This window comes from Lentzea sp. NPDC037011 (assembly GCF_055607425.1).
This window is the reverse complement of record NZ_JBVJRT010000001.1, coordinates 127,750-150,359: the sequence shown is the minus strand read 5'-3', so window position 1 is coordinate 150,359 and position 22,610 is coordinate 127,750. Positions and strand designations below refer to the sequence as shown.

The 22,610-nt window shown below is 70.4% G+C and carries 25 protein-coding genes; 11 read left to right on the top strand and 14 right to left on the bottom strand.

Features of this window, described 5'->3' with window-relative positions:
* The first annotated feature begins 7 nt into the window (after positions 1 to 7).
* A complete protein-coding gene (locus tag ACZ7CH_RS00775) occupies positions 8 to 1,189 on the top strand; it encodes an amino acid deaminase/aldolase (RefSeq protein ID WP_458429822.1) in 1,182 nt (393 codons plus the stop codon).
* On the opposite strand, the gene ACZ7CH_RS00770 is transcribed toward ACZ7CH_RS00775, so the two are convergent.
* A complete protein-coding gene (locus tag ACZ7CH_RS00770) occupies positions 1,186 to 1,830 on the bottom strand; it encodes a TetR/AcrR family transcriptional regulator (RefSeq protein ID WP_458429821.1) in 645 nt (214 codons plus the stop codon). The two genes, ACZ7CH_RS00775 and ACZ7CH_RS00770, sit on opposite strands and share 4 nt — an antisense overlap.
* Before the next feature lie 82 nt (positions 1,831 to 1,912).
* Here ACZ7CH_RS00770 and ACZ7CH_RS00765 point away from each other — a divergent pair, with 82 nt between their 5' ends.
* The 3 genes from ACZ7CH_RS00765 to ACZ7CH_RS00755 are packed head-to-tail and all read left to right on the top strand — an operon-like array spanning position 1,913 to position 5,140.
* Positions 1,913 to 3,160 carry a GH1 family beta-glucosidase gene (locus ACZ7CH_RS00765; protein ID WP_470372901.1) on the top strand — a complete coding sequence of 416 codons (1,248 nt, stop codon included), beginning with the start codon at positions 1,913 to 1,915 and terminating at the stop codon, positions 3,158 to 3,160.
* Between the two features lie 40 nt (positions 3,161 to 3,200).
* Entirely contained in the window at positions 3,201 to 4,361 is a 1,161-nt protein-coding gene (locus ACZ7CH_RS00760; protein WP_458434276.1) for an MFS transporter, read from the top strand.
* The gene (locus ACZ7CH_RS00755; protein WP_470372900.1) at positions 4,361 to 5,140 is read left to right on the top strand and encodes an SDR family NAD(P)-dependent oxidoreductase; all 780 of its coding nucleotides are present in this window, start codon (positions 4,361 to 4,363) and stop codon (positions 5,138 to 5,140) included. The genes ACZ7CH_RS00760 and ACZ7CH_RS00755 overlap by 1 nt, the downstream gene beginning before the upstream one ends.
* Positions 5,141 to 5,472: 332 nt before the next feature.
* Here ACZ7CH_RS00755 and ACZ7CH_RS00750 read toward each other — a convergent pair whose 3' ends face one another.
* Both ACZ7CH_RS00750 and ACZ7CH_RS00745 read right to left on the bottom strand, forming a co-directional pair.
* Entirely contained in the window at positions 5,473 to 5,832 is a 360-nt protein-coding gene (locus tag ACZ7CH_RS00750; protein WP_035909125.1) for a hypothetical protein, read from the bottom strand.
* Between the two features lie 13 nt (positions 5,833 to 5,845).
* Positions 5,846 to 6,109, bottom strand: coding sequence for a hypothetical protein (locus tag ACZ7CH_RS00745; RefSeq protein WP_360397059.1), 264 nt, complete (start codon positions 6,107 to 6,109; stop codon positions 5,846 to 5,848).
* A 218-nt stretch (positions 6,110 to 6,327) separates the two neighbouring features.
* Here ACZ7CH_RS00745 and ACZ7CH_RS00740 point away from each other — a divergent pair, with 218 nt between their 5' ends.
* Together ACZ7CH_RS00740 and ACZ7CH_RS00735 are read left to right on the top strand one after the other, a co-directional pair.
* On the top strand, positions 6,328 to 7,710 hold the full coding sequence (locus ACZ7CH_RS00740; protein WP_360397058.1) for a helix-turn-helix transcriptional regulator: 1,383 nt from the start codon (positions 6,328 to 6,330) through the stop codon (positions 7,708 to 7,710).
* Positions 7,711 to 7,867: 157 nt separating this feature from the next.
* Positions 7,868 to 8,146: a hypothetical protein gene (locus ACZ7CH_RS00735; RefSeq protein ID WP_360397057.1), complete on the top strand. Its 279-nt coding sequence runs from the start codon at positions 7,868 to 7,870 to the stop codon at positions 8,144 to 8,146.
* Between the two features lie 87 nt (positions 8,147 to 8,233).
* On the opposite strand, the gene ACZ7CH_RS00730 is transcribed toward ACZ7CH_RS00735, so the two are convergent.
* Positions 8,234 to 8,953 carry an SDR family oxidoreductase gene (locus tag ACZ7CH_RS00730; protein ID WP_470369741.1) on the bottom strand — a complete coding sequence of 240 codons (720 nt, stop codon included), beginning with the start codon at positions 8,951 to 8,953 and terminating at the stop codon, positions 8,234 to 8,236.
* Positions 8,954 to 9,041: 88 nt separating this feature from the next.
* Here ACZ7CH_RS00730 and ACZ7CH_RS00725 point away from each other — a divergent pair, with 88 nt between their 5' ends.
* Positions 9,042 to 9,875, top strand: a complete 834-nt coding sequence (locus tag ACZ7CH_RS00725) for a LysR family transcriptional regulator (RefSeq protein ID WP_470369989.1) — start codon at positions 9,042 to 9,044, stop codon at positions 9,873 to 9,875.
* Here ACZ7CH_RS00725 and ACZ7CH_RS00720 read toward each other — a convergent pair.
* The 4 genes from ACZ7CH_RS00720 to ACZ7CH_RS00705 are packed head-to-tail and all read right to left on the bottom strand — an operon-like array spanning position 9,868 to position 12,718.
* On the bottom strand, positions 9,868 to 10,887 hold the full coding sequence (locus tag ACZ7CH_RS00720) for a copper resistance D family protein (protein ID WP_458429817.1): 1,020 nt from the start codon (positions 10,885 to 10,887) through the stop codon (positions 9,868 to 9,870). The genes ACZ7CH_RS00725 and ACZ7CH_RS00720 overlap by 8 nt on opposite strands.
* Positions 10,884 to 11,417 (bottom strand): copper resistance CopC family protein, encoded by a 534-nt coding sequence (locus ACZ7CH_RS00715; RefSeq protein ID WP_470372899.1) that lies wholly within the window; start codon positions 11,415 to 11,417, stop codon positions 10,884 to 10,886. Before ACZ7CH_RS00715 ends, ACZ7CH_RS00720 begins: the two co-directional genes overlap by 4 nt.
* Positions 11,418 to 11,425: 8 nt before the next feature.
* Positions 11,426 to 12,154, bottom strand: a complete 729-nt coding sequence (locus ACZ7CH_RS00710; RefSeq protein ID WP_360397053.1) for a YcnI family copper-binding membrane protein — start codon at positions 12,152 to 12,154, stop codon at positions 11,426 to 11,428.
* Positions 12,155 to 12,202: 48 nt separating this feature from the next.
* A complete protein-coding gene (locus ACZ7CH_RS00705; protein WP_458429815.1) occupies positions 12,203 to 12,718 on the bottom strand; it encodes a hypothetical protein in 516 nt (171 codons plus the stop codon).
* 58 nt (positions 12,719 to 12,776) lie between these two features.
* On the opposite strand from ACZ7CH_RS00705, the gene ACZ7CH_RS00700 reads away from it, so the two are divergent.
* The gene (locus tag ACZ7CH_RS00700) at positions 12,777 to 14,426 is read left to right on the top strand and encodes a BCCT family transporter (RefSeq protein ID WP_360397051.1); all 1,650 of its coding nucleotides are present in this window, start codon (positions 12,777 to 12,779) and stop codon (positions 14,424 to 14,426) included.
* Here the strand turns inward: ACZ7CH_RS00700 and ACZ7CH_RS00695 are convergent.
* On the bottom strand, positions 14,404 to 14,838 hold the full coding sequence (locus tag ACZ7CH_RS00695; RefSeq protein ID WP_470372898.1) for a DUF6474 family protein: 435 nt from the start codon (positions 14,836 to 14,838) through the stop codon (positions 14,404 to 14,406). The two genes, ACZ7CH_RS00700 and ACZ7CH_RS00695, sit on opposite strands and share 23 nt — an antisense overlap.
* A gap of 82 nt (positions 14,839 to 14,920) precedes the next feature.
* Between ACZ7CH_RS00695 and ACZ7CH_RS00690 the strand changes: the two genes are divergently transcribed.
* The gene (locus ACZ7CH_RS00690; protein WP_470372897.1) at positions 14,921 to 16,564 is read left to right on the top strand and encodes a TM0106 family RecB-like putative nuclease; all 1,644 of its coding nucleotides are present in this window, start codon (positions 14,921 to 14,923) and stop codon (positions 16,562 to 16,564) included.
* Between the two features lie 97 nt (positions 16,565 to 16,661).
* Here the strand turns inward: ACZ7CH_RS00690 and ACZ7CH_RS00685 are convergent, their stop codons facing one another.
* Positions 16,662 to 17,420 carry an SDR family NAD(P)-dependent oxidoreductase gene (locus tag ACZ7CH_RS00685; RefSeq protein WP_458429814.1) on the bottom strand — a complete coding sequence of 253 codons (759 nt, stop codon included), beginning with the start codon at positions 17,418 to 17,420 and terminating at the stop codon, positions 16,662 to 16,664.
* Positions 17,421 to 17,730: 310 nt separating this feature from the next.
* On the opposite strand from ACZ7CH_RS00685, the gene ACZ7CH_RS00680 reads away from it, so the two are divergent.
* Both ACZ7CH_RS00680 and ACZ7CH_RS00675 read left to right on the top strand, forming a co-directional pair.
* Complete coding sequence (locus tag ACZ7CH_RS00680) at positions 17,731 to 19,032, top strand: UDP-glucose dehydrogenase family protein (protein ID WP_470372896.1); 1,302 nt, start codon at positions 17,731 to 17,733, stop codon at positions 19,030 to 19,032.
* A 19-nt stretch (positions 19,033 to 19,051) separates the two neighbouring features.
* Complete coding sequence (locus ACZ7CH_RS00675) at positions 19,052 to 20,833, top strand: gamma-glutamyltransferase family protein (protein ID WP_470372895.1); 1,782 nt, start codon at positions 19,052 to 19,054, stop codon at positions 20,831 to 20,833.
* Position 20,834: 1 nt separating this feature from the next.
* Here the strand turns inward: ACZ7CH_RS00675 and ACZ7CH_RS00670 are convergent, their stop codons facing one another.
* The 4 genes from ACZ7CH_RS00670 to ACZ7CH_RS00655 all read right to left on the bottom strand — a co-directional run.
* Positions 20,835 to 21,062 carry a hypothetical protein gene (locus ACZ7CH_RS00670; protein ID WP_458429811.1) on the bottom strand — a complete coding sequence of 76 codons (228 nt, stop codon included), beginning with the start codon at positions 21,060 to 21,062 and terminating at the stop codon, positions 20,835 to 20,837.
* A 126-nt stretch (positions 21,063 to 21,188) separates the two neighbouring features.
* Positions 21,189 to 21,521, bottom strand: a complete 333-nt coding sequence (locus tag ACZ7CH_RS00665) for a hypothetical protein (RefSeq protein WP_470372894.1) — start codon at positions 21,519 to 21,521, stop codon at positions 21,189 to 21,191.
* A 144-nt stretch (positions 21,522 to 21,665) separates the two neighbouring features.
* On the bottom strand, positions 21,666 to 22,040 hold the full coding sequence (locus tag ACZ7CH_RS00660; RefSeq protein ID WP_053732108.1) for a hypothetical protein: 375 nt from the start codon (positions 22,038 to 22,040) through the stop codon (positions 21,666 to 21,668).
* A gap of 314 nt (positions 22,041 to 22,354) precedes the next feature.
* On the bottom strand, positions 22,355 to 22,610 hold a 256-nt coding region (locus ACZ7CH_RS00655), incomplete at its 5' end, for a hypothetical protein (RefSeq protein ID WP_470372893.1).

The following is a 22,610-nucleotide window of genomic DNA, read 5'->3' as shown; positions in this document are numbered from 1 at the left end:
TCGGAGCATGCGCCGAACTCGACTCGACACCGCGACGAAGGACCTCGATCCTCCGTTCGCGATCGTCGACCTGGACGCCTTCGACCACAACGCGGCGGACCTCGCCCGCCGCGCTGCCGGTCATCCCATCCGGGTGGCGAGCAAGTCGATCCGCGTGCGCGACCTGGTGAGCCGGGCCCTCGAACGACCCGGTTACGCCGGGGTCATGTGCTACTCGCTCGCCGAGGCGCTCTGGCTCTCCGAGCAGAACGTCAGCGAGGACCTGCTGGTCGCCTACCCCACGGCCGACCGCGCCGCGCTGCAGAAGCTCGCCGCGAACGAGACCGCCCGTCAGCGCATCACCATCATGGTCGACTCGGTCGAGCACCTCGACTTCGTCGACGCCGCCATCGGCCCGCACGCCGACATCAGGGTCTGCCTGGAGCTCGACGTCTCCTGGCGCCCGCTGCCCGGCGTCCACATCGGACCACGCCGCTCGCCGGTGCACACCCCGGCGCAGGCCGCGTCGCTCGCCGCCAAGATCGTCCGCCGCACCGGGTTCACCCTCGTCGGCGTCATGGCCTACGAGGGCCAGATCGCCGGCCTGGGCGACAACCCGCCCGGTCAGCCGCTGCGCGCGATCGGCATCCGGCTCATCCAGGCCAGGTCCGGCCCGGAGCTGATCGAACGGCGCACCGCCGTGATCACCGCGGTCCGCCAGGTCACCGACCTGCAGTTCGTCAACGGCGGCGGCACCGGCAGCCTGGAGCTCACCGGCACCGACCCCTCGGTCACAGAGCTGGCAGCGGGCAGCGGGCTCTTCGGCCCCACCCTCTTCGACGGCTACCAGGCCTTCAAACCCCACCCGGCGGCACTCTTCGCGCTGTCCGTGGTCCGCAAGCCGACCAAGCGCGTCGCCACCCTGTTCGCCGGCGGCTACATCGCCTCCGGTACCCCGACCCCGGACCGCCAGCCCTCGCCGTACCTGCCGGAGGGCCTGAAGACGCTCGGCCTCGAAGGCGCGGGCGAGGTGCAGACCCCGGTCACCGGCAAGGCCGCCGAACAGCTGCGCATCGGCGACCGCGTCTGGATGCGGCACGCCAAAGCGGGCGAGCTGTTCGAGCGGTTCGACGAGGTGCACCTGGTGCGCGGCGACCGCGTCGAACGCACGGTGCCCACCTACCGCGGTGAGCGCCGCAACTTCGGCTAGGCCGGCAGCCGCGACGACAGGTAGCCCCTGACCAGCGCCTTCGCCTCCACGAGGATCGCCTGGTCGCCGGTCGGGTTGTTGCGGAACGCCATCTTCAGCACGGCGTCCGCGGCCTCGACGGCGATCGCGATCGGCAGCTGCACCTCGTTCATCGGGATGCCGAAGTTGCCCGAGATCAGCTCGGAGATCTTGTCGGAGATGACGGCGTTGTTGTCCCGCCGGTCGTCGAGCAGCCGCATGTCCACGACGTCGCCGAAGTGCAGCTTGCCGAACGCCGGGATCTCGCGGTGCATCGTCACGTAGACGTCGAACACCGTGTCCACGGCGTCCCACCAGTGCTCCAGGGTGGCCTGTTCGAGGCGGTCGGTGATGCCCTGGGAGAACCGGTCGACGTTGCGCAGGGTCAGCGCCTGCACGACGGCCCGCTTGTCCGGGAAGAACTGGTACAGCGAGCCGACCGCCACGCCCGCTCTCTCCGCGATCAACGTGGTGGTGACGCCGTCGTAGCCCACCTCGTCGATGAGGGTCGCGCAGGCTTCGAGCATGCGCTCGACCCTCTTGGCGCTGCGCTGCTGGACGGGCTGACGGCGGAGCGGGGTGGTGCTCGTCACGGCGACTCCCAGTAGTTCGGGTTCTTCCATCTTGCCTTCTGCGCGGCGTCTTCACTTCCCTGAACCTGTCAACACGCCTACGATCCGAACAAGTTTCACATTTGGAGGATCGATGAGCGACTTCCTCTGGGGAGTGTCGACGTCCGCGTTCCAGATCGAAGGCGCGTTCGACGCGGGCGGCCGAGGCCCCTCGGTGTGGGACGACTTCGCTCCGGTGCACGACGACGACAGCGCCCGCGTTGCGTGCGATCACTACCACCGGTGGCGCGAGGACGTGGCACTCATGACCCAGCTGGGGGTCAACGCCTACCGGTTCTCCATCGCGTGGCCGCGCATCCAGCCCAGCGGCAAGGGCCCGGCCAACGCCGAGGGCCTCGACTTCTACGACCGGCTCGTCGACGCGCTCGTCGAGGCCGGCATCGCGCCCGTGGCCACGCTCTACCACTGGGACACGCCGCTGCAGCTCGAAGCCGAGGGCGGCTGGCTCGGCCGCGACATCGCCGACCGGTTCGCCGACTACACCGCACTGCTCGCGGAACGGCTGGCCGACCGGGTCCACATGTGGATTCCGATCAACGAACCGGCCATGGTCACGTTGCAGGGCTATGCGATCGGTGAGCACGCACCGGGCAAGACGCTGCTCTTCGACGCGTTGCCGACCGCCCACCACCTGAACCTCGCTCACGGCCGTGCGGTGGAAGTTCTGCGCGGCCACAACGCCCGCTCGGTCGGTACCGCGAACAACCACACGCCCGCGTGGCCGGCCACCGCCGCCGACCAGCCCGCGGCCGACGCGTACAGCGACGTCCACAACTGGCTGTACGCCGATCCGGTGCTGGCCGGCCGCTATCCGGACTCGGTCGCCGAGCTCATGCCCGTCCGGGACGGCGACCTCGCGACCATCCACCAGCCGCTCGACTTCTACGGCGTCAACTACTACAACCCGACCAGGCTGACGCTGCCGTCGGAGGGCAACCCGCTGCCGTTCGAGCTGGTCGAGGTCGACGAGTACCCGCGCACCGGGTTCGGCTGGCCGGTCGTGCCGTCCGGGCTCACCGAGATGATCGCCACCCTGCGCGAACGGCACCCGGACCTGCCGCCGGTGCACGTCACCGAGAGCGGCTGCAGCTTCCCGCACGAGGTCGAGGACGCCGACCGGATCGCCTACCTCGACGGACACCTCAAGGCAGCGCTCGACGCCGGTGTCGACGGGTACTTCGTGTGGTCGCTGCTCGACAACTTCGAGTGGGAGGCCGGCTACTCGCAGCGGTTCGGCCTGGTGCACGTCGACTTCGAGACCCAGCGCCGCACGCCGCGCGACTCGTTCCACTGGTACCGCAGGGTGATCAGCGGTGAGTGAGGCGCTGGCCGAACCGGTCGTCCCGGTCCGGCGGGGCTGGATGGCCTGGCTGTTCGCCGCGAACCTCGGGCTGTGGCTGGCGGTCTACGCGCCGATCCAGGTCCTGCTGCCGCAGCAGGCCGAGCTGCTCGACGTGGCGGACAAGGAGTTCGTGTTCGGCGTCGTCACCGGCGTCGGCGCCGCCGTGTCGCTGCTGGTGGTGCCGCTCATCGGGTACCTGTCCGACCGCACGACCTCGCGGTTCGGCCGGCGCCACCCGTGGACGCTGATCGGGGCGGTCGTCGGCGCGATCGGCCTGGCGGTGCTCGCCACCGCGCCGTCCGTCGCGGTCATGACCGCCGGCTGGTGCCTGGTGCAGGCCGGGATCGGCGGCATGCTCGCCGCGCTCACCGCCGTGGTGCCCGACCAGGTGCCCATCGCCCAACGGGCGCAGGTCGGCGGGTTGATCGGCATCAGCCAGATGCTCGGCACGGTGCTGGGCGCGGTCGTGGTGACGTTGCTGGTCAGCGGACTGCAAGCCGGTTATTTGGCGTGCGCGGCCATCGTGCTCGTCGGTGCCGTCTTCTTCGTCCTGCGCACGCCCGACACGCAGCTCGTCACCAAGCCGGTGCGGCCGACGTTCTGGATCTCACCCCGGGAGCACCCCGACTTCGCCTGGGCGTGGGCCGGGCACCTCCTGATCAACCTCGGCAACGCGTTCGGCACGCTGTACCTCCTCTACTTCCTCGGCGACGTGGTCCACCACGAGTCGCCGGAGGACGGACTGCTCGTGCTGATGGCGCTCTACGGGGTGGCGCTCGCCGCAGGAGCGGTGCTGTTCGGCGCACGGAGTGATCGTTCCGGGCGCCGGAAGCCGTACGTCTACCTCGCCGCGGTCGTGATGGCGCTCGCCGCTCTGCTGCTCGTCGCCTGGCCGACCTGGACCGCCGCGCTGGTCGCCGCACCGCTGCTGGGCGTCGGCTTCGGCACGTACTGGGCTGTGGCCATCGCGCTGCTCACCCAGGTGCTGCCGGCGGCGTCCGACCGGGCCAAGGACCTCGGCGTGCTGAACGTGGCCAACGCGTTGCCGCAGGTCATCGCGCCCTTGCTGACCGCGGTGATCTTGGCCAACCTTGGCGGGTACCGCGGTCTGTTCGCGGCGTCGGCGCTGGCGACGGCGGTGGCGGGAGTGTTGATGAGTCGAGTGCGATCGGTGGACTGATGCGACTGTCGGGCAAGCGGGTACTGGTCACGGGCGCGTCCCAGGGCATCGGCGCGGAGACCGCGTTCCGGTTCGCGGCACGCGGTGCGCACGTCCACCTGGTGGCCCGCAGCGCCGAGCTGCTCGATCGGCAGGTCGAGCGGATCACCGAGTTCGGCGGTTCCGCGACCGCCCATCCGGCCGACCTCGCCGACGCCGCGCAGATCCACGCGCTCGCCGAGGCCGTGGAGACGCCGGACGTGCTGGTCAACAACGCGGGTGTCGGGCGCTGGTTGTTCCTCGACGAGTGCTCGCAGGACGACCTGGCCACGATGACCGCCGTGCCGTTCATGGCCGCCATGCTGCTCACCAGGGAGTTCCTCGGCGCCATGCGGTCGCGCGGCTCCGGCTGGATCGTCAACGTGAACTCGCCGGTGTCGCGGCTGCCGATCCCCGGCGCGGCCGGCTACCAGTCGGCGCGCTGGGCGTTGCGCGGCCTGACCGCGTCCCTGCGGCTCGACCTGCGCGGGACCGGCGTCGGCGTGAGCGAGGTCGTGCCGGGCAAGGTCTCCAGCGAGTACTTCGCCAACAACCCCGGCGCGGAGGAGCGGATTCCGGCGATCGCCAGGCTGATCCCGACGGTCACGCCCGACCGTGTCGCCACGGCGATCGTCGACGCCGTGGAGAAGGAACGCGCCGAGCACCTGTTCCCGTGGCAGCTCAAGGCGTTCGAACTGTCCGGCCGCTTGCTGCCCGGCCTCACGTCCTACCTCACGTGGAAAACGGGTACGCGCCGCTGAAGCCGGGCGCGGAACCGGGAGCACCGGCAGCAGAAACCGCGGGAAGTGGGAAGAAGCGGCGCGCAGCTCCAGCCGTGCTCGCGGCGTCCGAACGTGGAAACGGCCCCTCACCCGCGCGGGAGGTGCAGGCAAGGGGCCGGGGTTGGTGACCGCGGACCGGTACCGGTCGGGAGGGAAGGTGCACGGCACCGGCCCGCGGGAATCTGTGGAGTTGAGCTGACCGGGGTCCGCGATGCAGCGGTCGGGGGTTCGCACATCGCGGACCACCGGTCAGTAGGCCGTTTGCAGACCTGGTCGTGTCGGGGGGACGCCAGGTCGGTCGCAAAGGCCCGTTAGTGGGCTCGAGCCACCGCGCGGCGGGTCCGGGTGACAGGAGGGGTCACCGGGGCCTCGCGCAGGTGGCGAGCCGGGCGCGGGGCGAGACCGCCCGCGACCAGGTGTTCGTACGCGGCGCGCCACACCGAGCAAGGTGACTTCTGCTGGCGCCAACGACCGGAGCACTCGGGGCAGTTGCCCTTCTCGTCCGGCTCGTGCGCTGCCAGCAGAGCACGCCATCCCTCGGTCAGCCGAGGGAGCTCGGATCGAGCCACCGACAGGAGGGACGGGGCGTCAGCGCGGCTCGCCAGCTCCGTGAGCAGGTCGAGGCGTTCCCACACAGCGTTGCGAAGAACCTGTCCGAGGATCGCGTCCATCGAAACGTCACCGTCACCTTTCCGCCTGGTCGGCGGCTTCGCGTAGCGCAGCCCTGAGCTGTACGAGCTGGTCGTGGGACAAGACTGCCGTCTCCCCGGGAGGGCCGACCAGGACCACTCGGCCCTGAACCACCTTCACGGTGAGCTGGCGGTCCCGGTCGACCACGTCGCCGCAGCTGATCTGCCACGTCCGACGCTGCCCGGTCGTGCCGCGCCATGTGGATCCGGTGTCACCCGTCTCCACGATGGAGGTGGAGCCGGGGGAGGAGCTGTCCATCGGTTGGCTGTTCCTCTCCGTGCTCACTCGCTTACCGGAATCCAGATTGCGATGATTCATGCCGGAACGGGACGTCACAGCGCCCACCGGTGGAACTCTTACGGTGAGCGGTAAGCGGTGTTCGGCAGGGCCGATCAGCCCTGCCGAAGAGGACTTCTCGGGCTCGGGGACCTCCCCCTAGTCTGCCGATGACGCCCAACGGACTGTGAGGGTGCGCGATGAACACCATGAGTTCCCAGGGCTCTCCGATCCCCACCGACGTGTGGGACCAGCAGGAGATGCGGGACGCACTGGCCCGACGGGAGATCAGCTCGGTCTACCGGCTGCTCCGACGGCACGGCGTGTCCCAGCGCCAGATCGCGGCGCTCACCGGGCAGTCGCAGTCCGAGGTCTCGGAGATCCTCAAGGGACGTCAGGTGATGGCCTACGACGTCCTGACCAGGATCGCCATCGGCCTGGGTGTCCCACGTGGATACATGGGTCTCGCCTATGACGAGACAACGGCAGTGAGGGTGGCCGCAGCCGCGGACACACCCCATCCTGAGGAGGACGAGTCGGTGAAGCGTCGGAAGTTCCTCGCGCACGCCGCCGCCGTGACAGTCGGCGCGGCCGTGTTCGGAGCGGACTCCGGGTCGTGGGTCTCACACCCCACACAGACTCCGGCTCCGGGACGCATCGGCATGACCGACGTGCGCCAGGTGGAAGCGGCCACCCGCGCGTTGCGCGCCCTCGACTACCAGTACGGCGGCGGCTCCTGCCGCGACGCGGTCGTCGCCCAGCTGTCCTGGGGACAGCAGATGCTCGGTGCGAGCTCCACGGACGTCGTGCGCCAGCGCCTCTACGTCGCACTGGCCGACCTGCACAACCTCGCCGGCTGGACGTCGTTCGACACGGGCCTGATGGACTCCGCCCGCAACCACTTCGGTCAGGCGCTCGACCTCGCCAAGCAGGGCGACAACGAGGCGCTGATGGCGAACATCCTGTACCGCATGGGCCGCGTGTACCTGCACCAGAACGCCCCCGACGACGCGCTCAAGGTGTTCCAGCTCGGCCAGCTGGCCGCGCAGAACTCCGGTTCCGAGCTCGCGGTGGGCATCCTGTGCGCCAACGAGGCCTGGGCGTACGCGAAGATGGGCTCCGACGAGCAGGCGCTCAAGCTGCTCGGCCGCGCCCGCGACGAGTTCTCCCGCGCCAACGTCGCCGAGGCGCCCGCGTGGGCCAAGTTCTTCAACGAGATCGACCTCTCGTCCATGATCGGCACGGTGCACACGGAGCTGGCTCAGACGGTGGACGCCAAGTACACGAGGACCGCCATTCCCGCGCTGTCCAAGGCGATCAACAACTTCGGCGACGACATGGCCCGCAGCCGGTCGTTCAACCTGACCTCGATGTCGATCAACCACCTCATCGAGGGCGACATCGACCACGGCGCCAAGATCGGCCGCCAGGCGGTCGACCTGTCGGAGAGCCTCAAGTCGGTGCGCACCAAGCAGCGCATGGAGCCGTTGCGCCAGGAGGCCGAGAAGCGCCGCAACAACCCCGAGGCCCGCGAGCTGGCCGACCGCGTCGCCCGCTTCACCGGAGCCGACACGGCTGCCTGACCAGCACGTCGTTTGGGCCCCATAGCACCACGTTCGGATGGCGTGGGACACGAACCGGTAACGCCAGGAGCCCCTGACACGAATGCAGCATCGACGGGCGGGAAACACAGGGCCTAAGGTGCGGCAGGTCGGGGCGAAGGGCGGGGTGCGGCGCGTGATGCTTACTCGGAGGTGGCGGTCACGGAGAGCGCTGCGGTCCGCGCAGCTGCTCGACGAGGTCGTGGACACCCAGCTGCCGCTGCTCGCGTCGTTCGACGAGGAGCGCCGGCGGCGTTCCGCCGACTACCTCGCCGAGCTCGTCGCCCTCGCGCAGGACTACCGCTACTACGCCAACGGCTGGATCGACAGCCGTGAGCTCGACCGCCGCGGCCAGCGGACGATGAACCGCCTGGCCCGCATGCGCGAAGAATCTTCGGCCCGACTGATCACCGACTAGTCCGTTCGCGCGCTGTTCGCCGCGTCGAACGGACCACTCGCCGAGTGCAGCCCCGGTCACCCCGGATGTTTCACGTTGAACAACGCATCACCAGGGCACCGGACCATCGCCGTCGAAGAGGCCACCGGTCGGCCCGTCGTCGGGCAGCGTGGCCAGCTCGACCGCGATCCGCGCGGCGTTCGCCGGCGTCTCCCGCCCCTGGAAGTCGTTGAACTCGGTCGCGACGTAGCCGGGGCAGGCGCCGTTGACCTTCATGCCGGTCAACTCCTTGGCGTACTGCACGGTGACGGCGTTCAGGAACGTCTTCGACGGCGTGTAGATCCCGTCGATGTCGTGGAAGGCCGCGTCCGGCGCGGTCTGCAGGGTCAGCGACGACAGGTGGCTCGACTGGTTGACGATCCGCGGCCGTGCCGACCGGCCCAGCAGGGGCAGCACCGCGTTGGTGACCCGGACGACGCCGATCACGTTGGTCTCCAGCACCTCCCGCAGGCCCGCCGGGGTGGCGGCGGACGGCGGCGTGGGCCACGACCCGGCGATGCCCGCGTTGTTGACCAGCACGTCGAGGTGGCCGAACCGCTCCTCGAACAGCGCCGCGGCCGCGGCCACGCTCTCGTCGTCGGTCACGTCCAGCGGCACGAAGAACGCGTCCGCGCCGTTCGCCCGCAGCTTCTCCGCCGCCTCCTCGCCACGCCGGGCGTCCCGAGCGCCCACACCGACACTCATGCCGAGCGCGCCGAGACCGGCGGCGATCTCGTACCCGATGCCCTTGTTCGCGCCCGTGACCAGTGCAATCGTCTGTTCGCTCATGTCTCTGATCGTCTTCCGCGAGGCCGTGAAGACCAACACCACCTCGGTGTCGCAGCGATACCCCAGCGGTATGGATACGGTGGACGGCGTGGAGACCAGGGAGCTCCGTTACTTCGTCGCGGTCGCCGAGGCGCTGCACTTCGGCCGCGCGGCCGAACGCCTGGGCATCGCCCAGCCGCCGCTGTCGCGCACCATCGCTCAGCTCGAACACCGGCTCGGCGTCGAACTGCTGACCCGCACCAGCCGCAAGGTCCTGCTCACCGCCGCCGGGGAGACCCTGCTGGCCGAGGCCAGGGCGATCCTCGCCGCTGTCGTCGCAGCCGAACGCCGCACCAGGGACGCGGCCGCCGACCGGCCGTCGCTGGTGCTCGCCGCGAAGGCGGGCAGCTCCGGTGAGGTGCTGGCGAAGCTGCTCGACGTGTACGCCGCCCAGCCCGGTGCCGTGCCGGTCGACGTCCTGCTGTGCGAGTCGAACACCCACGTCCCGCTGCTCGATGGACGGGCCGACGTGGCGTTGCTGCACGAGCCGTACGACCCGACGACCGGCCTCGACGTGGAGGTCCTGCACACCGAGGACCAGGTCGCGGTGATGCCGTCGGCGCACCCGCTCGCGGGAGTGGCGCAGCTGCGGATGGCGGACGTCAGCGGTCTGGCCGAACGGGCCCGCTGGCCGCGTCCGGACGGCACCTACCCGGACGGTCCCGGCATCGAGGTGCGCAACCTGACGCAGCTGTTCCAGATGATCGAGCTCGGCAGGGCCGTCGCCGTGGTGCCGGAGGACTTCCGCACGAGGCTCACCGAAGGGCTGGTCGCCGTTCCGGTCGTGGACGCCCCGAAGGTGACCACGGTGATCGCGTGGCCACCGCACAGCCGGTCACGGGCGCTCGCCGACCTGGTCAGGGTCGCGACCGGGGTCAGCTGACCGGTGCGCGGCTCAGCACGACGGCCAGGCCGAACGCCAGGCCCATGACGGTGATCTCGAAGACCGCCCACTGCACGATCGCCGTGGTCCGGTGCTGCGAGATCTGCGGCAGCAGCTTCCACCGGATGCGCGCGCCGAGCACCGCGACCGCAGCCGCACACGCCGCCTTGCCGAGGAACAGCAGGCCGTAGCCGGTGGTGAACATCGACTGCGGGAACGGCACGACCGGGTTCAGGGCCAGCTCCAGCAGACCGTTGAACAGGCCGGTCACCGTGACGACGACCAGGCTGACGGTCGCGATCCGGGAGAACTTCGGCAGCGCGACGGCGAGCAGGCCCTTGCGGTACGCGACCAGCGCCATCAGCGCGCCGAGCCCGCCGGTCCACGCCGCCGCGCCCAGCACGTGCAGCTCCATGGAGACCATCGAGTAGTCGTGGTACTTCCAGTTGGAGGCGTGCCCGGTGACCGGGATCGGCAGCAGGCCGAACATCGAGACCAGGATGCGCAGCTCGGCCGGCACGGACTCGCCGCTGCGCACCGCCAGCACGCCGACCAGCAGGTACGCGAACGCGCAGGCGGCGCTGAACAGCAGGCCCTTGCCGGCGCCGACCGTGGCGATGTAGTCGACCGCGTTGCCGATGCTGACGTCGCTGCCCGGCCGCAGCTCCGCCGCCTGCAGGACGATCGCGAGCAGCGCGGTCACCACCCAGACCGCCGCGGCGACGACCGCGGCGGGCCGGGCGATCCGCATGACCGGTTCGGTGTGCGTGGGCCGGTCGAAGCCGAGCAGCTTCGGCAGGATCGACAGGCCGACGACGATCGTCGCCGACACGTCGAGCAGCACGCGGGTGACCGGCAGGCCGTACCGGACCGCCGCCCCGGCGTCCACGACCCCGGCGACCACGACGGGGGGCGCCAGCACGAGGCCGAGGGCGATGCCCGCGAGCGCGCCGAACACCAGACCGGCGAGCACGCGGTAGTGGGTGGGGGCGGTGGTCCGGACGTCGCTCATGCCTTGGCGCTCCCGCCGCCGCCGCGCAGGGCGATGAACACGCCGCCGCCGAGCAGCACCACGGCGCCGACGATCCACACCCACAGCGGGATGCCGCCACCGGAGTCGCTGCTGCCGGAGGCGTCGGCGCTGGCCGGGGTGGTGGGCGTACCGGTGCCGTCCTTGGTGAGCGTGAACGTCAGCTCACCGGAGACCGGGTGGCCGTCCGCGGACAGGATCCGATAGCCGATCTTGTACTGACCGGCCTTGCCCAGGGCGTTGACCTGGGCGGACACCGAGTTGTCGGTGATCTTCGGGTCGCCCGGCACCTCGTAGTGGCCGCCGTTCGCGTCCACCACCGAGATCGTGTTGATGTCCTTGCCGCCCTGCACGTCCTGGTCGAAGGTCAGCGTGACCGAGGACGGGCCGACCTCCAGCGAGGCCTTGTCCTTCGGGTCGCTGCTGATCAGTGCGTTGTGCGCCGAAGCGGGCGCGGCCGTGGTGAGCACGGCCGCACCCGCGATCAGGCACGCGATGAGTGCGCGCTTCATGCTGTGGGTCACGCCTTCCTGCGCGAACGCAGGATCGCGCCGATGCCGAAGCCCAGGCCCAGCGCACCGACGGCCAGGCCGGCGCCACCGAGGTAGCGGGCGGTCTGGTCGGAACCGGCGGCCGACGCCTCGTGCGTGTCGGTCGAGTTCGCGGCGTTCGTCGAGCCGTGGCCGTGGTCGTCGCCGTCCGCCTTCTTCGGGGCGAGCTTCAGCGCGGGTGCCGGGTGCTCCGGCTCCTTGCCGTCGGCGCCCGCGGGCTGGCTCCAGTCGACGACCTCGCCGTTCTCGTAGGTCTGCTTGGTCGGCAGCAGCAGGGTGTCCTTCTCCGGCAGCGTGCCGAGGGCGACGTAGAACTCCTGGTACTCGTTGACCCCGATCTTCGTGCCGGGCTCCGCGGTCCAGGTGATCGACGTGAACGCCTCGGTGATCTCCTTGCCGGCGACCGTGACGGGCTTGTCGAGCTTGCCCTTGACCGCCTCTGCCTTCCAGCCGGGCAGCGGCCGGGTGCGCACCGAGGTGAGCGGGGTGTCCTGCGGCAGCGTGACCTCGATCTTGGTCGTGCCGGCGTTGTCCCGCTCGTTCGGGACGCGGAACGCGAACGTGGCGCGGCCGCCCTGCGTGAACTCCGAGGGCTGGGCGCTGACGTGCGCGGACGCGATCGCGGGGGTGCCGAGGACGGCGAACCCGGCCACGGCGAGGACGGCGAGCGCGCGCACGCCAAAGCGATGTGCAGACATGTGGTTGTGGCTCCTGATGCCAAAGGGGGAGATGCGGGTGCGTGGGTGTCAGGAACCACAGGGCGGGCCGCGCAGCCCGTGGGCACGGCTCAGCTCGGCGGCGTGTGCGCGCCGCAGGTAGGGCGTGCCGGTGGACGTCCGCACCGGCGTGAGCACCGGCTGCGGCATGAGCCTGCGGGGGATCAGGCGGGTGACCGCGGCGAACAGCCGGAACAGCGCGTTCTCCGCGTGGAACAGCAACAGCCCGGTCAGCGTCGCCGCGACGAGGTGCGCGCCGAACATCTGCCAGGTGAGCGTGCCGGTGTGCTCGTGGCTGACCCAGGTCAGCAGCAGGTGCTGCGCGAGCTGGGCCGTGGCGAGCCCGGCCATGACCGAGAGCCTCCCGGTCCGCCGGTCCGCGAGCGACGCCGCCGCGAACGCGATCAGCACCACCAGCGGCAGCGCGTGGACGAACTCCGCGAGCTCACCACCGCCGATGCCGTGGGCGGCGATCGTGAGCGCCGACGAGGTCACCGCGAGAACGGCACCGCGAAGGGTGCGCATCTCACTCGACCGGGTGCTCACGGATCTGAGGGTAATGCGATCGGTTTGCATCGGTCCACGAGTGGGTATCTAGGGCCGCATGCACAACCAATGCGACAGGCCGGGCCGCACCGACCGGGTCGTGTTCGGCGTTGCCGCAGGTCTCACGCTTGCATTCGTGGCCTGGGGGATTGCCGGAACTGACTCGTTGGCCTCGGCCTCGAAGACCGCGCTCGGGTGGGTCATCCAGAACCTGGGATGGGCCTTCGTGCTCACGGCGTCCGGCTTCGTGCTGTTCGCCCTCTGGCTCGCCTTCAGCCGTTACGGCAAGATCCCGCTCGGTCGTGACGACGAGAAACCCGAGTTCAAGACGGTCTCGTGGGTCGCGATGATGTTCAGCGCCGGCATGGGCATCGGGCTCATGTTCTACGGCGTGAACGAGCCGCTCACGCACTTCGTGAAGCCGCCGCCCGGCACCGAGGGCGACCCCCTCGAGACCGCCATGGCCACCACGCTCTTCCACTGGACCCTGCACCCGTGGGCGATCTACGCCGTCGTCGGCATCGCGATCGCCTACGGGAGCTTCCGCCGTGGCCGGTCGTCGCTGATCAGCGCTGCCTTCGCCCCTCTGCTCGGTCGCAGGGCCGCGTCGGGGTGGGGCCGTGCGATCGACGTGATGGCGATCTTCGCCACGCTGTTCGGCTCGGCCGCCTCCCTCGGTCTCGGCGCCCTGCAGATCGGGAGCGGGCTGGAGGCGGCCGGGTGGGGTGGCCAGGTCGGCAAGGGCGTGCTGGTCGCGGTCATCGCCGTGCTGACCGTGGCGTTCGTCGCATCCGCCGTCTCGGGGGTCGCGAAGGGCATCCAGTGGCTGTCGAACACCAACATGGTGCTGGCCGTGGTGCTGGCGCTGTTCCTGTTCGTCGTCGGCCCGACGGTGTTCATCCTGAACCTGCTGCCCACCGCGCTCGGCGACTACTTCCGCGAGCTGGCCAACATGGCCGGCCGCACCGCCGCCTCCGGTGGTGAGGCGACCGAGACGTGGCTGTCCGGCTGGACGATCTTCTACTGGGCGTGGTGGATCTCCTGGACGCCGTTCGTCGGCACGTTCATCGCCCGCATCTCGCGCGGCCGCACGATCCGCCAGTTCGTCGCCGGCGTGATCCTCGTGCCGTCCGCGGTGTCGCTGGTGTGGTTCGCGATCCTCGGCGGCTCGGCGATCTTCGAGCAGCGGTCCGGTGTGGACCTCGCGGGCCAGTCGACGCCGGAGTCGCAGCTGTTCTCGCTGCTCGACCAGTTCCCGCTGGCCACCGTGGCCGGCGTGGTCGTGATGATCCTCGTCGCCATCTTCTTCGTGTCCGGCGCCGACGCCGCGTCCATCGTGATGGGAACGCTCTCCCAGCGGGGCTCCATGCACCCCACCAAGGCCGTGGTGGTGTTCTGGGGCGTGCTCACCGGTGCCGTGGCCGCGGTGATGCTGCTGGTCGGCGGCTCCAACGCGTTGACCGGCCTGCAGAACCTCACGATCATCGCGGCGCTGCCGTTCATGGTCGTGATGGTCGGCCTGTGCGTCTCGCTGGCCAAGGACCTGCGGTCCGACCCGATGATCCGGCGCGAGGAACGCGTGGCCGAGGTCATGGAGGAGGTCACCGCCCACCTCGACCCCGGTCAAGTGGTCGAGGAGGCGGCGGTCGAGGCCGTGGCCAAGGTGACCGGGCGCACGCCGAACGTCAGCGCACGTTCAGACGCCTGAGCAGTTCCTGCTCCAACACGTCCAGATCGGTTCCGACGGCCCGGTGCGCTGCTTTGCGCCGGGCCGTCGGCATGCGTTCGGAAGCGCGCACGGCGGCGAGCAGTTGCGACAGGCGCGCCTCGGTCTTCGAAACCCAATCGGAATCCGCGGCCCGCACCGTCTCGAGCGACTCCGAAAAGCCGACGATCCGCGCGTGCAACCGGGCCCCGTAACCGGAGTACCGGCCGATGTCGGCCACGTCGATGCCGAGCCTCCGTGCGCGGTAGCGGTCGTACTGCTCGCTCAAAACCCCAGCTCCGCGGGCGATCACGGGGGCCAGCACCGGGATGAGCGCGGGCGCCACCACCTTCGCGACGCCGACCAGGTTCTTCGCCCTGCTGGGCGTGAATCCGGCCTTCGCTTTGCGCGCCATTCGGGTACACCTCCTCCGTCACGTGAAACTTACTGCCCAGGTTGCTGGCACATGAGGTCGGCGCGCGACATACGCTGCACCGGTGACTTCCCAGGTGCAGCTAGACGCCGGCGTGGTCACTCGTTGTCGGCGGCGGGTGCACCTCGAAAACGATCCGGAGATGCGCGACGCTCTCAAAGCGGCGCTGGACCCGGCTTCGGAACAACGGAAAGCGGACGCGGCGAACCACCGCCGCGCGGTGGCGGACGCCCTCGGGCGGATCGTCGGCTCGAACCTCTTCGAGGTGCCGAACGGTCCCGAGGTGCGGACCGCGGACCGGGAACGCGTCACGCTCGCGGCGATGGAGATGGGCGCGCCTTACATCTGGGGCGCCGCACTGCCGCGTGACCCGCGTGGCGGCCGTCGCGGTGGCATCGACCTGCTGGTGAAGGACGCGACCGGGTACGTGCCGGTGCTCGTGGTGCGGCACAAGATCACCGACCCCGGCCAGGGCGCGCGCACCAGCCCGTTGACCATGCCGTTGCCCGGCGGCAGCCGGACCGACCCGCACCGCAAGGTCCGGCCGCAGCCCCGTGACCAGCTGCGGCTCGCGCACGCCCAGCGCCAGCTCCAGGCCGCGGGCCACGCGACGAACGCCCGCGCGACCGGTGGCGTGATCGGCATGGACGCCGACGTGGTGCTGTGGCACGACCTGGAGGCACCGACCTGGCCCGGCGGACGCACCGCGCTGGCCGAGTACGACGCGCGGTTCTCCGACCGGCTGGCCGTGGCGCTGGCGGCGGCGAACCAGAAGGACCCGCTCGCCAAGCCGTCGCGGATCGTCGACTGCAAGACCTGCCCGTGGTGGCCGACCTGCGACACCGACCTCAAGCGCGGCAGGGACGTCTCACTGGTCGTGCGCGGTGAGGACGCGGTGGCGCTGCGCAGGGTCGGTCTGTCCACTGTGGACCAGCTGGCGGAGCTCGACCCGGCCTCGGACGGCCCGATCCAGCTCGTCGGCATGCCGTTCGGCGACGCGGTCGTGCTCGCGCGGGCGTGGTTGCGCGACCTCACGCTGGTCCGCCGCGTGCGGGAGATGAACGTGCCGCGCGCCGACGTCGAGGTCGACGTCGACATGGAGAGCTTCGGCGACCTGGGCGCGTACATGTGGGGATGTCTGTTGTCCGGCAAGGACGTCGACGAGGACCACGGCTACCGCGCGTTCGTCACGTGGGACGCGCTGCCGTGCGACGACGAGGCTCGCTCGTTCGCCGAGTTCTGGACCTGGCTGACCGGCATCCGCCTGCGCGCCAAGGCACGCGGCCTGTCGTTCCGCGCCTACTGCTACAACGAGCTCGCCGAGAACCGCTGGCTGCTGGCGTCCGCGGAACGGTTCGCCGGCAAGCCCGGCATCCCGACCGTGGCGCAGGTCAAGGAGTTCATCGGCTCCGACGCGTGGGTGGACCTCTTCGGCATCGTGCGCGAGCAGTTCCTGTGCGCCCACGGCAAGGGACTGAAGATCATCGCCCGGGTCGCCGGCTTCACGTGGCGCGACCCGGAGGCGGGCGGCGAGAACTCGATGCGCTGGTACCGGTCCGCGGTCGGCCTGAACGGCGACCCGCTCGACCTCGACCAGCGGCGCAGGCTGCTGGAGTACAACGAGGACGACGTCCGAGCCACCCACCGCCTGCGCGAGTGGATGACCTCGGACGCGATGTCCCGCCTGCCCTACGCCGGCGACCTCTGACGCGCCGCCCGCCCACGCCGAACGCACGCGGGGACCTTTCGTACCTCATGTGAGTACGAAAGCTCCCCGCGTGCACTCGAGAAGCAGGCGCGTGGGGCTAGCGAGGGGACATGCGGAGGGCGCCGTCCATGCGGATGACCTCGCCGTTGAGGTAGTCGTGCTCCACGATCGACACGGCCAGCTGCGCGTACTCCGACGGCTGCGCCAGGCGCTTCGGGAACGGCACACCGGCGGCGAGGCCCGCGCGGAACTCGTCGGAGACCGTGGCGAGCATCGGGGTGTCGACGATGCCGGGGGCGATGGTCAGCACGCGGATGCCGACGGAGGACAGGTCGCGCGCGGCCGGGAGGGTCATGCCAACGACGCCGCCCTTGGAGGAGGCGTAGGCGACCTGGCCGATCTGACCGTCGAACGCGGCGATCGAGGCGGTGTTGATGATGACGCCGCGGGCGCCGTGCTCGAGCTCCTCGGTCTTGCCCATCGCGGCGGCGGCGAGGCGCAGCACGTTGAACGTGCCGATCAGGTTGACCTCGACGACCTTGCGGTAGAGGTCGAGGTCGTGCGGGCCGCTCTTGCCGACGGTCCTGGTCGACGGGCCGATGCCAGCGCAGTTCACCGTGATGCGCAGCGGGGCGCCGGAGCCGGCCGCGGTGTCGACGGCGGCCTGGACCTCGTCGCCGGAGGTCACGTCGGCGGCCAGGTAGGTGACGTTCTCGACGGCTTCCGCCTTCTCGATCGCGCCGGGCAGGTCGAGCGCGAACACCTGCGCTCCACGCGCCGCCAGCGCACGTGCGGTCGCGCCGCCGAGACCGGACGCGCCACCGGTGACGATGGCCGCGGTACCCGAGATCTCCATGCCTTCACCTTCCTCGAAGCGAACTGCTCGCGAGGAGGTTAACGCTCGTTACCCGGTGGTCGACCCCCGGACCGGGTCAACGGTCGGACAGGTGCAGCAGCGCCACCAGGGGCACCGCTGCCAGCACCGCGAGGCCGATGAAGATCATTGCGATCAGCAGAACTCCCATGCCTTGAACTGTGCCGTTCGACGGTGTTCGAAACATCGCCCGCGCCGGTAGACCTCTGGGAGGAGATCTGTCACGGTCAGCTACGACGAAAGTCGTACGGTGTTCCCCGAGCGGCCAACCGGGGATGTCAGGGTCACCCGCATGTTCGCCCGTCGCATCGCGGTCGTCGGCACCGGCTACGTGGGACTCACCACGGGAGCCTGCCTCGCATCACTGGGACACCGCGTCGTGTGCGCGGACGTCGACGCGGAGAAGGTGGTCAGACTGCGCGCCGGCCAGGTCGACATCCTCGAACCGGGGCTCGCCGAGCTCGTCGTCGAGGGCCGGCTGGCCGGACGGCTGGAGTTCGTCGTCGGTGCCGCTCCCGCGGTGCGGGACGCCGACGTCGTGTTCTTCTGCCTGCCGACGCCGATGGGCGCGGGTGGTGCGGCCGACCTCAGCGCCGTCGAGTCCGTCGCCGCCGAGATCCGCGACGTGCTGCCGTACGGGACGGTCGTGGTCACCAAGTCCACGGTGCCCGTCGGTACGTCGGAACGCGTGCGCGCGTTGCTCGGGCGTGAGGACGTGGCGGTGGTGTCGAACCCCGAGTTCCTGCGCGAGGGCACTGCCGTGCGCGACTTCCTGCACCCGGACCGGATCGTGGTCGGGTCGGACTCGCCGTCCGCGGCCGAGCGGGTGGCGGCGCTGTTCGCCAAGCTGGGCGCACCGACCGTGCTGATGGACGCCGCCAGCGCCGAGATGGTCAAGTACGCCGCGAACTGCTTCCTCGCGATGAAGCTCTCGTACGTCAACGCGGTCGCCGAGCTGTGCGAACGGCTGGGCGCCGACGTCGAGTCGGTCACCGAGGGCATGGGCTACGACAAGCGGATCGGGCAGTCGTTCCTGCGGCCAGGACCGGGCTGGGGCGGGTCGTGCCTGCCCAAGGACACGCACGCGATGGTGCAGATCGCCGAGGCGGCGGGTGTCGACTTCGGACTGGTCCGCTCCACGATCGAGGCGAACGTCCGCGCACAGCTGCGGGTCGTCGAGAAGGTCCGCGCCGCCTGCGGTGGAACGCTCGCCGGAGTGCGGATCGGCGTGCTCGGGCTCGCGTTCAAGGCCGGCACGAACGACCTGCGCGACTCGCCCGCCCTGGCCGTGGCGGAACAGCTGGTGCTGGAGGGTGCCGAGCTCACCGCCCACGACCCGGAGGTGAGCGGGCCGATCACCGGGATGCTGGTGGTCGACGACCCGTACCAGGCGGTCAAGGGCGCCGAGGCGGTCGTGCTGCTGACCGACTGGCCGGTGTTCCGCACGCTCGACTGGTCGCGGGTGGCCGAGCTCATGGACGGTCACACGATCGTCGACTCCCGGAACCACCTGGACGCGGAGGCGCTGGCCCGCGCAGGGCTGCTCCATTCGGGCGTGGGTCGTGCGTCACTCGGAGTCACGCAATTTAGTTAGCCCCGCGTACCTTTATGGGGTGTTCACCACGCGCCCCGAACTCGTCGGCACCTTCGGCATGGTCGGCTCGACCCACTGGCTGGCCTCCTCGGCGGCCATGGCCGTGCTGGAGGACGGCGGGAACGCCTTCGACGCCGCCGTCACCGCCGGATTCGTGCTCCAGGTCGTGGAACCGCACCTCAACGGCCCCGGCGGCGAGGTGCCGATCATCTTCGCGAAGGCCGGGTCCGCCCCGCGCGTGCTGAGCGGCCAGGGCGTCGCGCCCGCCGCCGCCACGATCGACCACTACGCCGGCCTCGGCCTCGACCTGATCCCCGGCAGCGGCCTGCTGGCGGCGACCGTGCCGGGCGCGTGGGACGGCTGGCTCACGCTGCTGCGCGACCACGGCACCAAGACGTTGCGCGAGGTGCTCGACCGCGCGATCGGTTACGCCAGGGACGGGTTCCCGCTCCTCGACCGCGTGGTCGACACCATCGAACGCGTCTCCGACCTCTTCCGCGACCACTGGACCACCTCGGCCGCGCAGTGGCTGCCCGGCGGTGCGCTGCCCGCGCGCGGTGGCCGGTTCCGCAACCCGAAGCTCGCCGACACCTGGGAGTGGCTGCTCGCCGCAGGAGAGGCCGCGGGCGCCGACCGCGAGGCGCAGATCGAGGCCGCGCGCAGGGCGTGGTCGCAGGGCTTCGTGGCCGCCCAGGTCGACGAGTTCTGCCGGACCGCCCACCGCGACGACTCCGGCCGCGACCACGCCGGTGTGCTGACCGGTGCGGACATGGCGTCGTGGGAGGCGTCGTACGAGGACGCGCTGACCGCGGAGTTCGGCGAGTGGACGCTCGTCAAGGCCGGCGCGTGGACGCAGGGACCCGTTCTGGTGCAACAGCTCCGGCTGCTGGAGGGCTACGACCTGTCCTACGTGGACGGCAAGCCGACCGCGGAGACCGTGCACTTGGCGGTCGAGGCGGCCAAGCTGGCGTTCGCCGACCGCGAGGCCTGGTACGGCGACGTCGGCGACGTCCCGCTCGACATCCTGCTGTCCCGCTCCTACGCGGCCGAACGCCGTGCCCTGATCGGGGAAAGCGCTTCCTACGAGCTGCGGCCCGGCTCGCCCGGCGGCCGCGCACCCGTGCTGCCCCGGCACATCACCGGCGGACCCGCCACCCCCGTGTCCGACCCGACCGGTGCGATCGGCGAGCCGACGGTGGCGCGCTCCGGCGTGACGCGCGGCGACACCGTGCACGTCGACGTCGTGGACCGCTGGGGCAACATGGTCTCCGCGACCCCGTCCGGCGGCTGGCTCCAGTCCTCGCCGACGATCCCGTCGCTCGGGTTCTGCCTGGGCAGCCGCGCCCAGATGTTCTGGCTCGACCGGGGACTGCCGAACTCGCTCGCCCCCGGCAAGCGCCCGCGGATCACGCTGTCGCCGTCGATGGCGCTGCGGGACGGGGAGGCCGCACTGGCGTTCGGCACGCCCGGCGGGGACCAGCAGGACCAGTGGCAGCTCGGCTTCTGGCTCGCGCACCGCGCCGGGCTGAACCTGCAGGAGGCGATCGACTCGCCGATGTGGCACTCCAACGCGTTCCCGAGCTCGTTCTACCCGCGGGCCTGGACACCGGGGGAGCTCGTCATCGAGTCACGCGCCGGCGTGGACGTGCTGGCAGCGTTGCGTGCGCGTGGCCACCAGGTCGTGGACGCCGGCGAGTGGACCCTCGGCCGGATGTCGGCCGTGGCCAGGGACGCCGCGGACGGGCTCCTGCGCGCCGGGGCCAACCCGCGCGGCGCACAGGGGTACGCGGTCGGTCGCTAGCTCAGCCCTCCACCAGCGCGGTGCCGTTGTGCACCGCCGTCACGTTTGGACCGTTGAGGTCGTGCAGCGCCGTGACACCCGCGCGGTCACCGAGCTCGCTGAGCTGCGTGACCGGGTCGAGCTGCGGCAGCTGCGGAACGGCCTGCGGGCTCGCGTTCGCGGTGCCGGCCAACGCGGCCAGCGCACCGGCGGCGATCCCGGCGGAGGTGACGATCTTCTTCAGGCGCACGGCGGTTCCCTCTCTTCAGGTGCTGGAGAAAGTGGAACGGCGCCCGGTTCGAGGGGGAGGGAACCGGGCGCCGCTCCGGTCAGGAAGAACTGGTCAGTTCAGCGGCGGACGATCAGGTGCCGACGATCAGATGTCGACGGAGGCGTTGCCGGTCGGCACACCCGAGGGCTCGGTCAGGCCCAGCAGCGCCGCGGTCGCACTGGAGTCGACGTTCTCGACGAGCGCGTTGACGTCGGGCTGCTGGGCGTTGAGCGCCTGGACCTTGCCGTCGACGTCCTTGGTGTTGACGGAGGCGAGGTCGCCCACGGACGCGACGTCACCGAGCTGGCCACCCAGGTCGGGAGCGGTGTGGGCGTTGGCGTTCGCGGTGTCCGCGTGCGCGATGCCACCCAGGCCGAGCATGACGGTGGCGCTGCCGAGGGCCACGGCGGCCCCCGCGACGGTCTTCCTGAGGTTCATGGGCGCGAAGGTTCCGCACCCGGCCCCTCTACATCAAGCTGCGTAATCCGGGAGGGGGAAGTTCTTCACACGTTCGGTGAGCTGTTCGGCGCAGCATTCGAAGTCGCCGCAACAACTGGCGACTCGGGAATGACCGGCACGTCGTCAGGCGATGGCGCCCGGCGGCAGCTTCAGCTTGAACGGCAGCGTCGTCACGACGGCCAGATCGGACGCGGTCGCCTTCATCAACGACGGCGCGTTGCGCGCACCCGGTTCCGGCAGGTCCAGCAACCGGTCCACGGCCTCGATCAACGGGCCCTCGTAGATCCAGACGGCCTGCGCGGGCCTGGCCGAGTCGCGCACCGCGGGCAGTCGTCCCGCGCGGGCCTCGGTCTCCGACCAGAAGAGGATCGAGTCGATGAACCCTCTGCGCTGTTTGAACGCCATGATGCGGTCGAGCTGCCCGGCGTCGTCCCTCAGGTGCAGGAACTGAAACCCGTTTTCGCGCAGCTCGATGACCTTGCTCAGTGCGTGGTCCATGGCGCACCTACCCCTGTGAGGTCCCCATCAGGTGACCGTTCAGTCATACGACCCGAAAGGATCGTACGGTAAGTCAACGTTCGCCCGTAAGCCGTAGGCCGAACGAGTATCTCAATTGGTGGACGTTTGTGGCTTAGTGTAGTCATTCATCTTCTTGCGAGAGGAAACGGCCAGGACGGCCGTCACGGTTCGCGTCAAGAACGCCAAACCACCTAATGTGACTAATGTCATGCTGATCCACATGTGTCGCCTCCGAACGGTGACTTACACAGGTAGACGTCTAGCACTCGTCGGCGGTTGCAAGTGGGAGCGACTCACTGAGCCGGTCGATTCTCCCGGCTGCGCCGCTCGGACCGGTGATCTTTTCTGGCCTGTTCCCTCTGGGTTTGCTCGGCGAGCAATGCGGCCACGGTCACGGCCCCGCGGGCGTTGTCGTCCAGTCGCCGGCGGCGGGAACCCTCGTCCGGGTCGGTGGTCGGGTAGTTCGGCACGCGCGGCAGGACCTGCGTGTGGTCCTCGTCCTCCGCGGCAACGACGGCGGGAACGGCCCGTTTGCGCACGCGCGGCAGG

Coding starts and splice junctions, on each gene's coding strand:
- ACZ7CH_RS00775 (WP_458429822.1), top strand. CDS start 8: ATGCGCCGAACTCGACTCGACACCGCGACGAAGGACCTCGATCCTCCG.
- ACZ7CH_RS00770 (WP_458429821.1), bottom strand. CDS start 1,830: ATGGAAGAACCCGAACTACTGGGAGTCGCCGTGACGAGCACCACCCCG.
- ACZ7CH_RS00765 (WP_470372901.1), top strand. CDS start 1,913: ATGAGCGACTTCCTCTGGGGAGTGTCGACGTCCGCGTTCCAGATCGAA.
- ACZ7CH_RS00760 (WP_458434276.1), top strand. CDS start 3,201: ATGGCCTGGCTGTTCGCCGCGAACCTCGGGCTGTGGCTGGCGGTCTAC.
- ACZ7CH_RS00755 (WP_470372900.1), top strand. CDS start 4,361: ATGCGACTGTCGGGCAAGCGGGTACTGGTCACGGGCGCGTCCCAGGGC.
- ACZ7CH_RS00750 (WP_035909125.1), bottom strand. CDS start 5,832: ATGGACGCGATCCTCGGACAGGTTCTTCGCAACGCTGTGTGGGAACGC.
- ACZ7CH_RS00745 (WP_360397059.1), bottom strand. CDS start 6,109: ATGGACAGCTCCTCCCCCGGCTCCACCTCCATCGTGGAGACGGGTGAC.
- ACZ7CH_RS00740 (WP_360397058.1), top strand. CDS start 6,328: ATGAACACCATGAGTTCCCAGGGCTCTCCGATCCCCACCGACGTGTGG.
- ACZ7CH_RS00735 (WP_360397057.1), top strand. CDS start 7,868: ATGCTTACTCGGAGGTGGCGGTCACGGAGAGCGCTGCGGTCCGCGCAG.
- ACZ7CH_RS00730 (WP_470369741.1), bottom strand. CDS start 8,953: ATGAGCGAACAGACGATTGCACTGGTCACGGGCGCGAACAAGGGCATC.
- ACZ7CH_RS00720 (WP_458429817.1), bottom strand. CDS start 10,887: ATGAGCGACGTCCGGACCACCGCCCCCACCCACTACCGCGTGCTCGCC.
- ACZ7CH_RS00715 (WP_470372899.1), bottom strand. CDS start 11,417: ATGAAGCGCGCACTCATCGCGTGCCTGATCGCGGGTGCGGCCGTGCTC.
- ACZ7CH_RS00710 (WP_360397053.1), bottom strand. CDS start 12,154: ATGTCTGCACATCGCTTTGGCGTGCGCGCGCTCGCCGTCCTCGCCGTG.
- ACZ7CH_RS00700 (WP_360397051.1), top strand. CDS start 12,777: ATGCACAACCAATGCGACAGGCCGGGCCGCACCGACCGGGTCGTGTTC.
- ACZ7CH_RS00695 (WP_470372898.1), bottom strand. CDS start 14,838: ATGGCGCGCAAAGCGAAGGCCGGATTCACGCCCAGCAGGGCGAAGAAC.
- ACZ7CH_RS00685 (WP_458429814.1), bottom strand. CDS start 17,420: ATGGAGATCTCGGGTACCGCGGCCATCGTCACCGGTGGCGCGTCCGGT.
- ACZ7CH_RS00680 (WP_470372896.1), top strand. CDS start 17,731: ATGTTCGCCCGTCGCATCGCGGTCGTCGGCACCGGCTACGTGGGACTC.
- ACZ7CH_RS00665 (WP_470372894.1), bottom strand. CDS start 21,521: ATGAACCTCAGGAAGACCGTCGCGGGGGCCGCCGTGGCCCTCGGCAGC.
- ACZ7CH_RS00660 (WP_053732108.1), bottom strand. CDS start 22,040: ATGGACCACGCACTGAGCAAGGTCATCGAGCTGCGCGAAAACGGGTTT.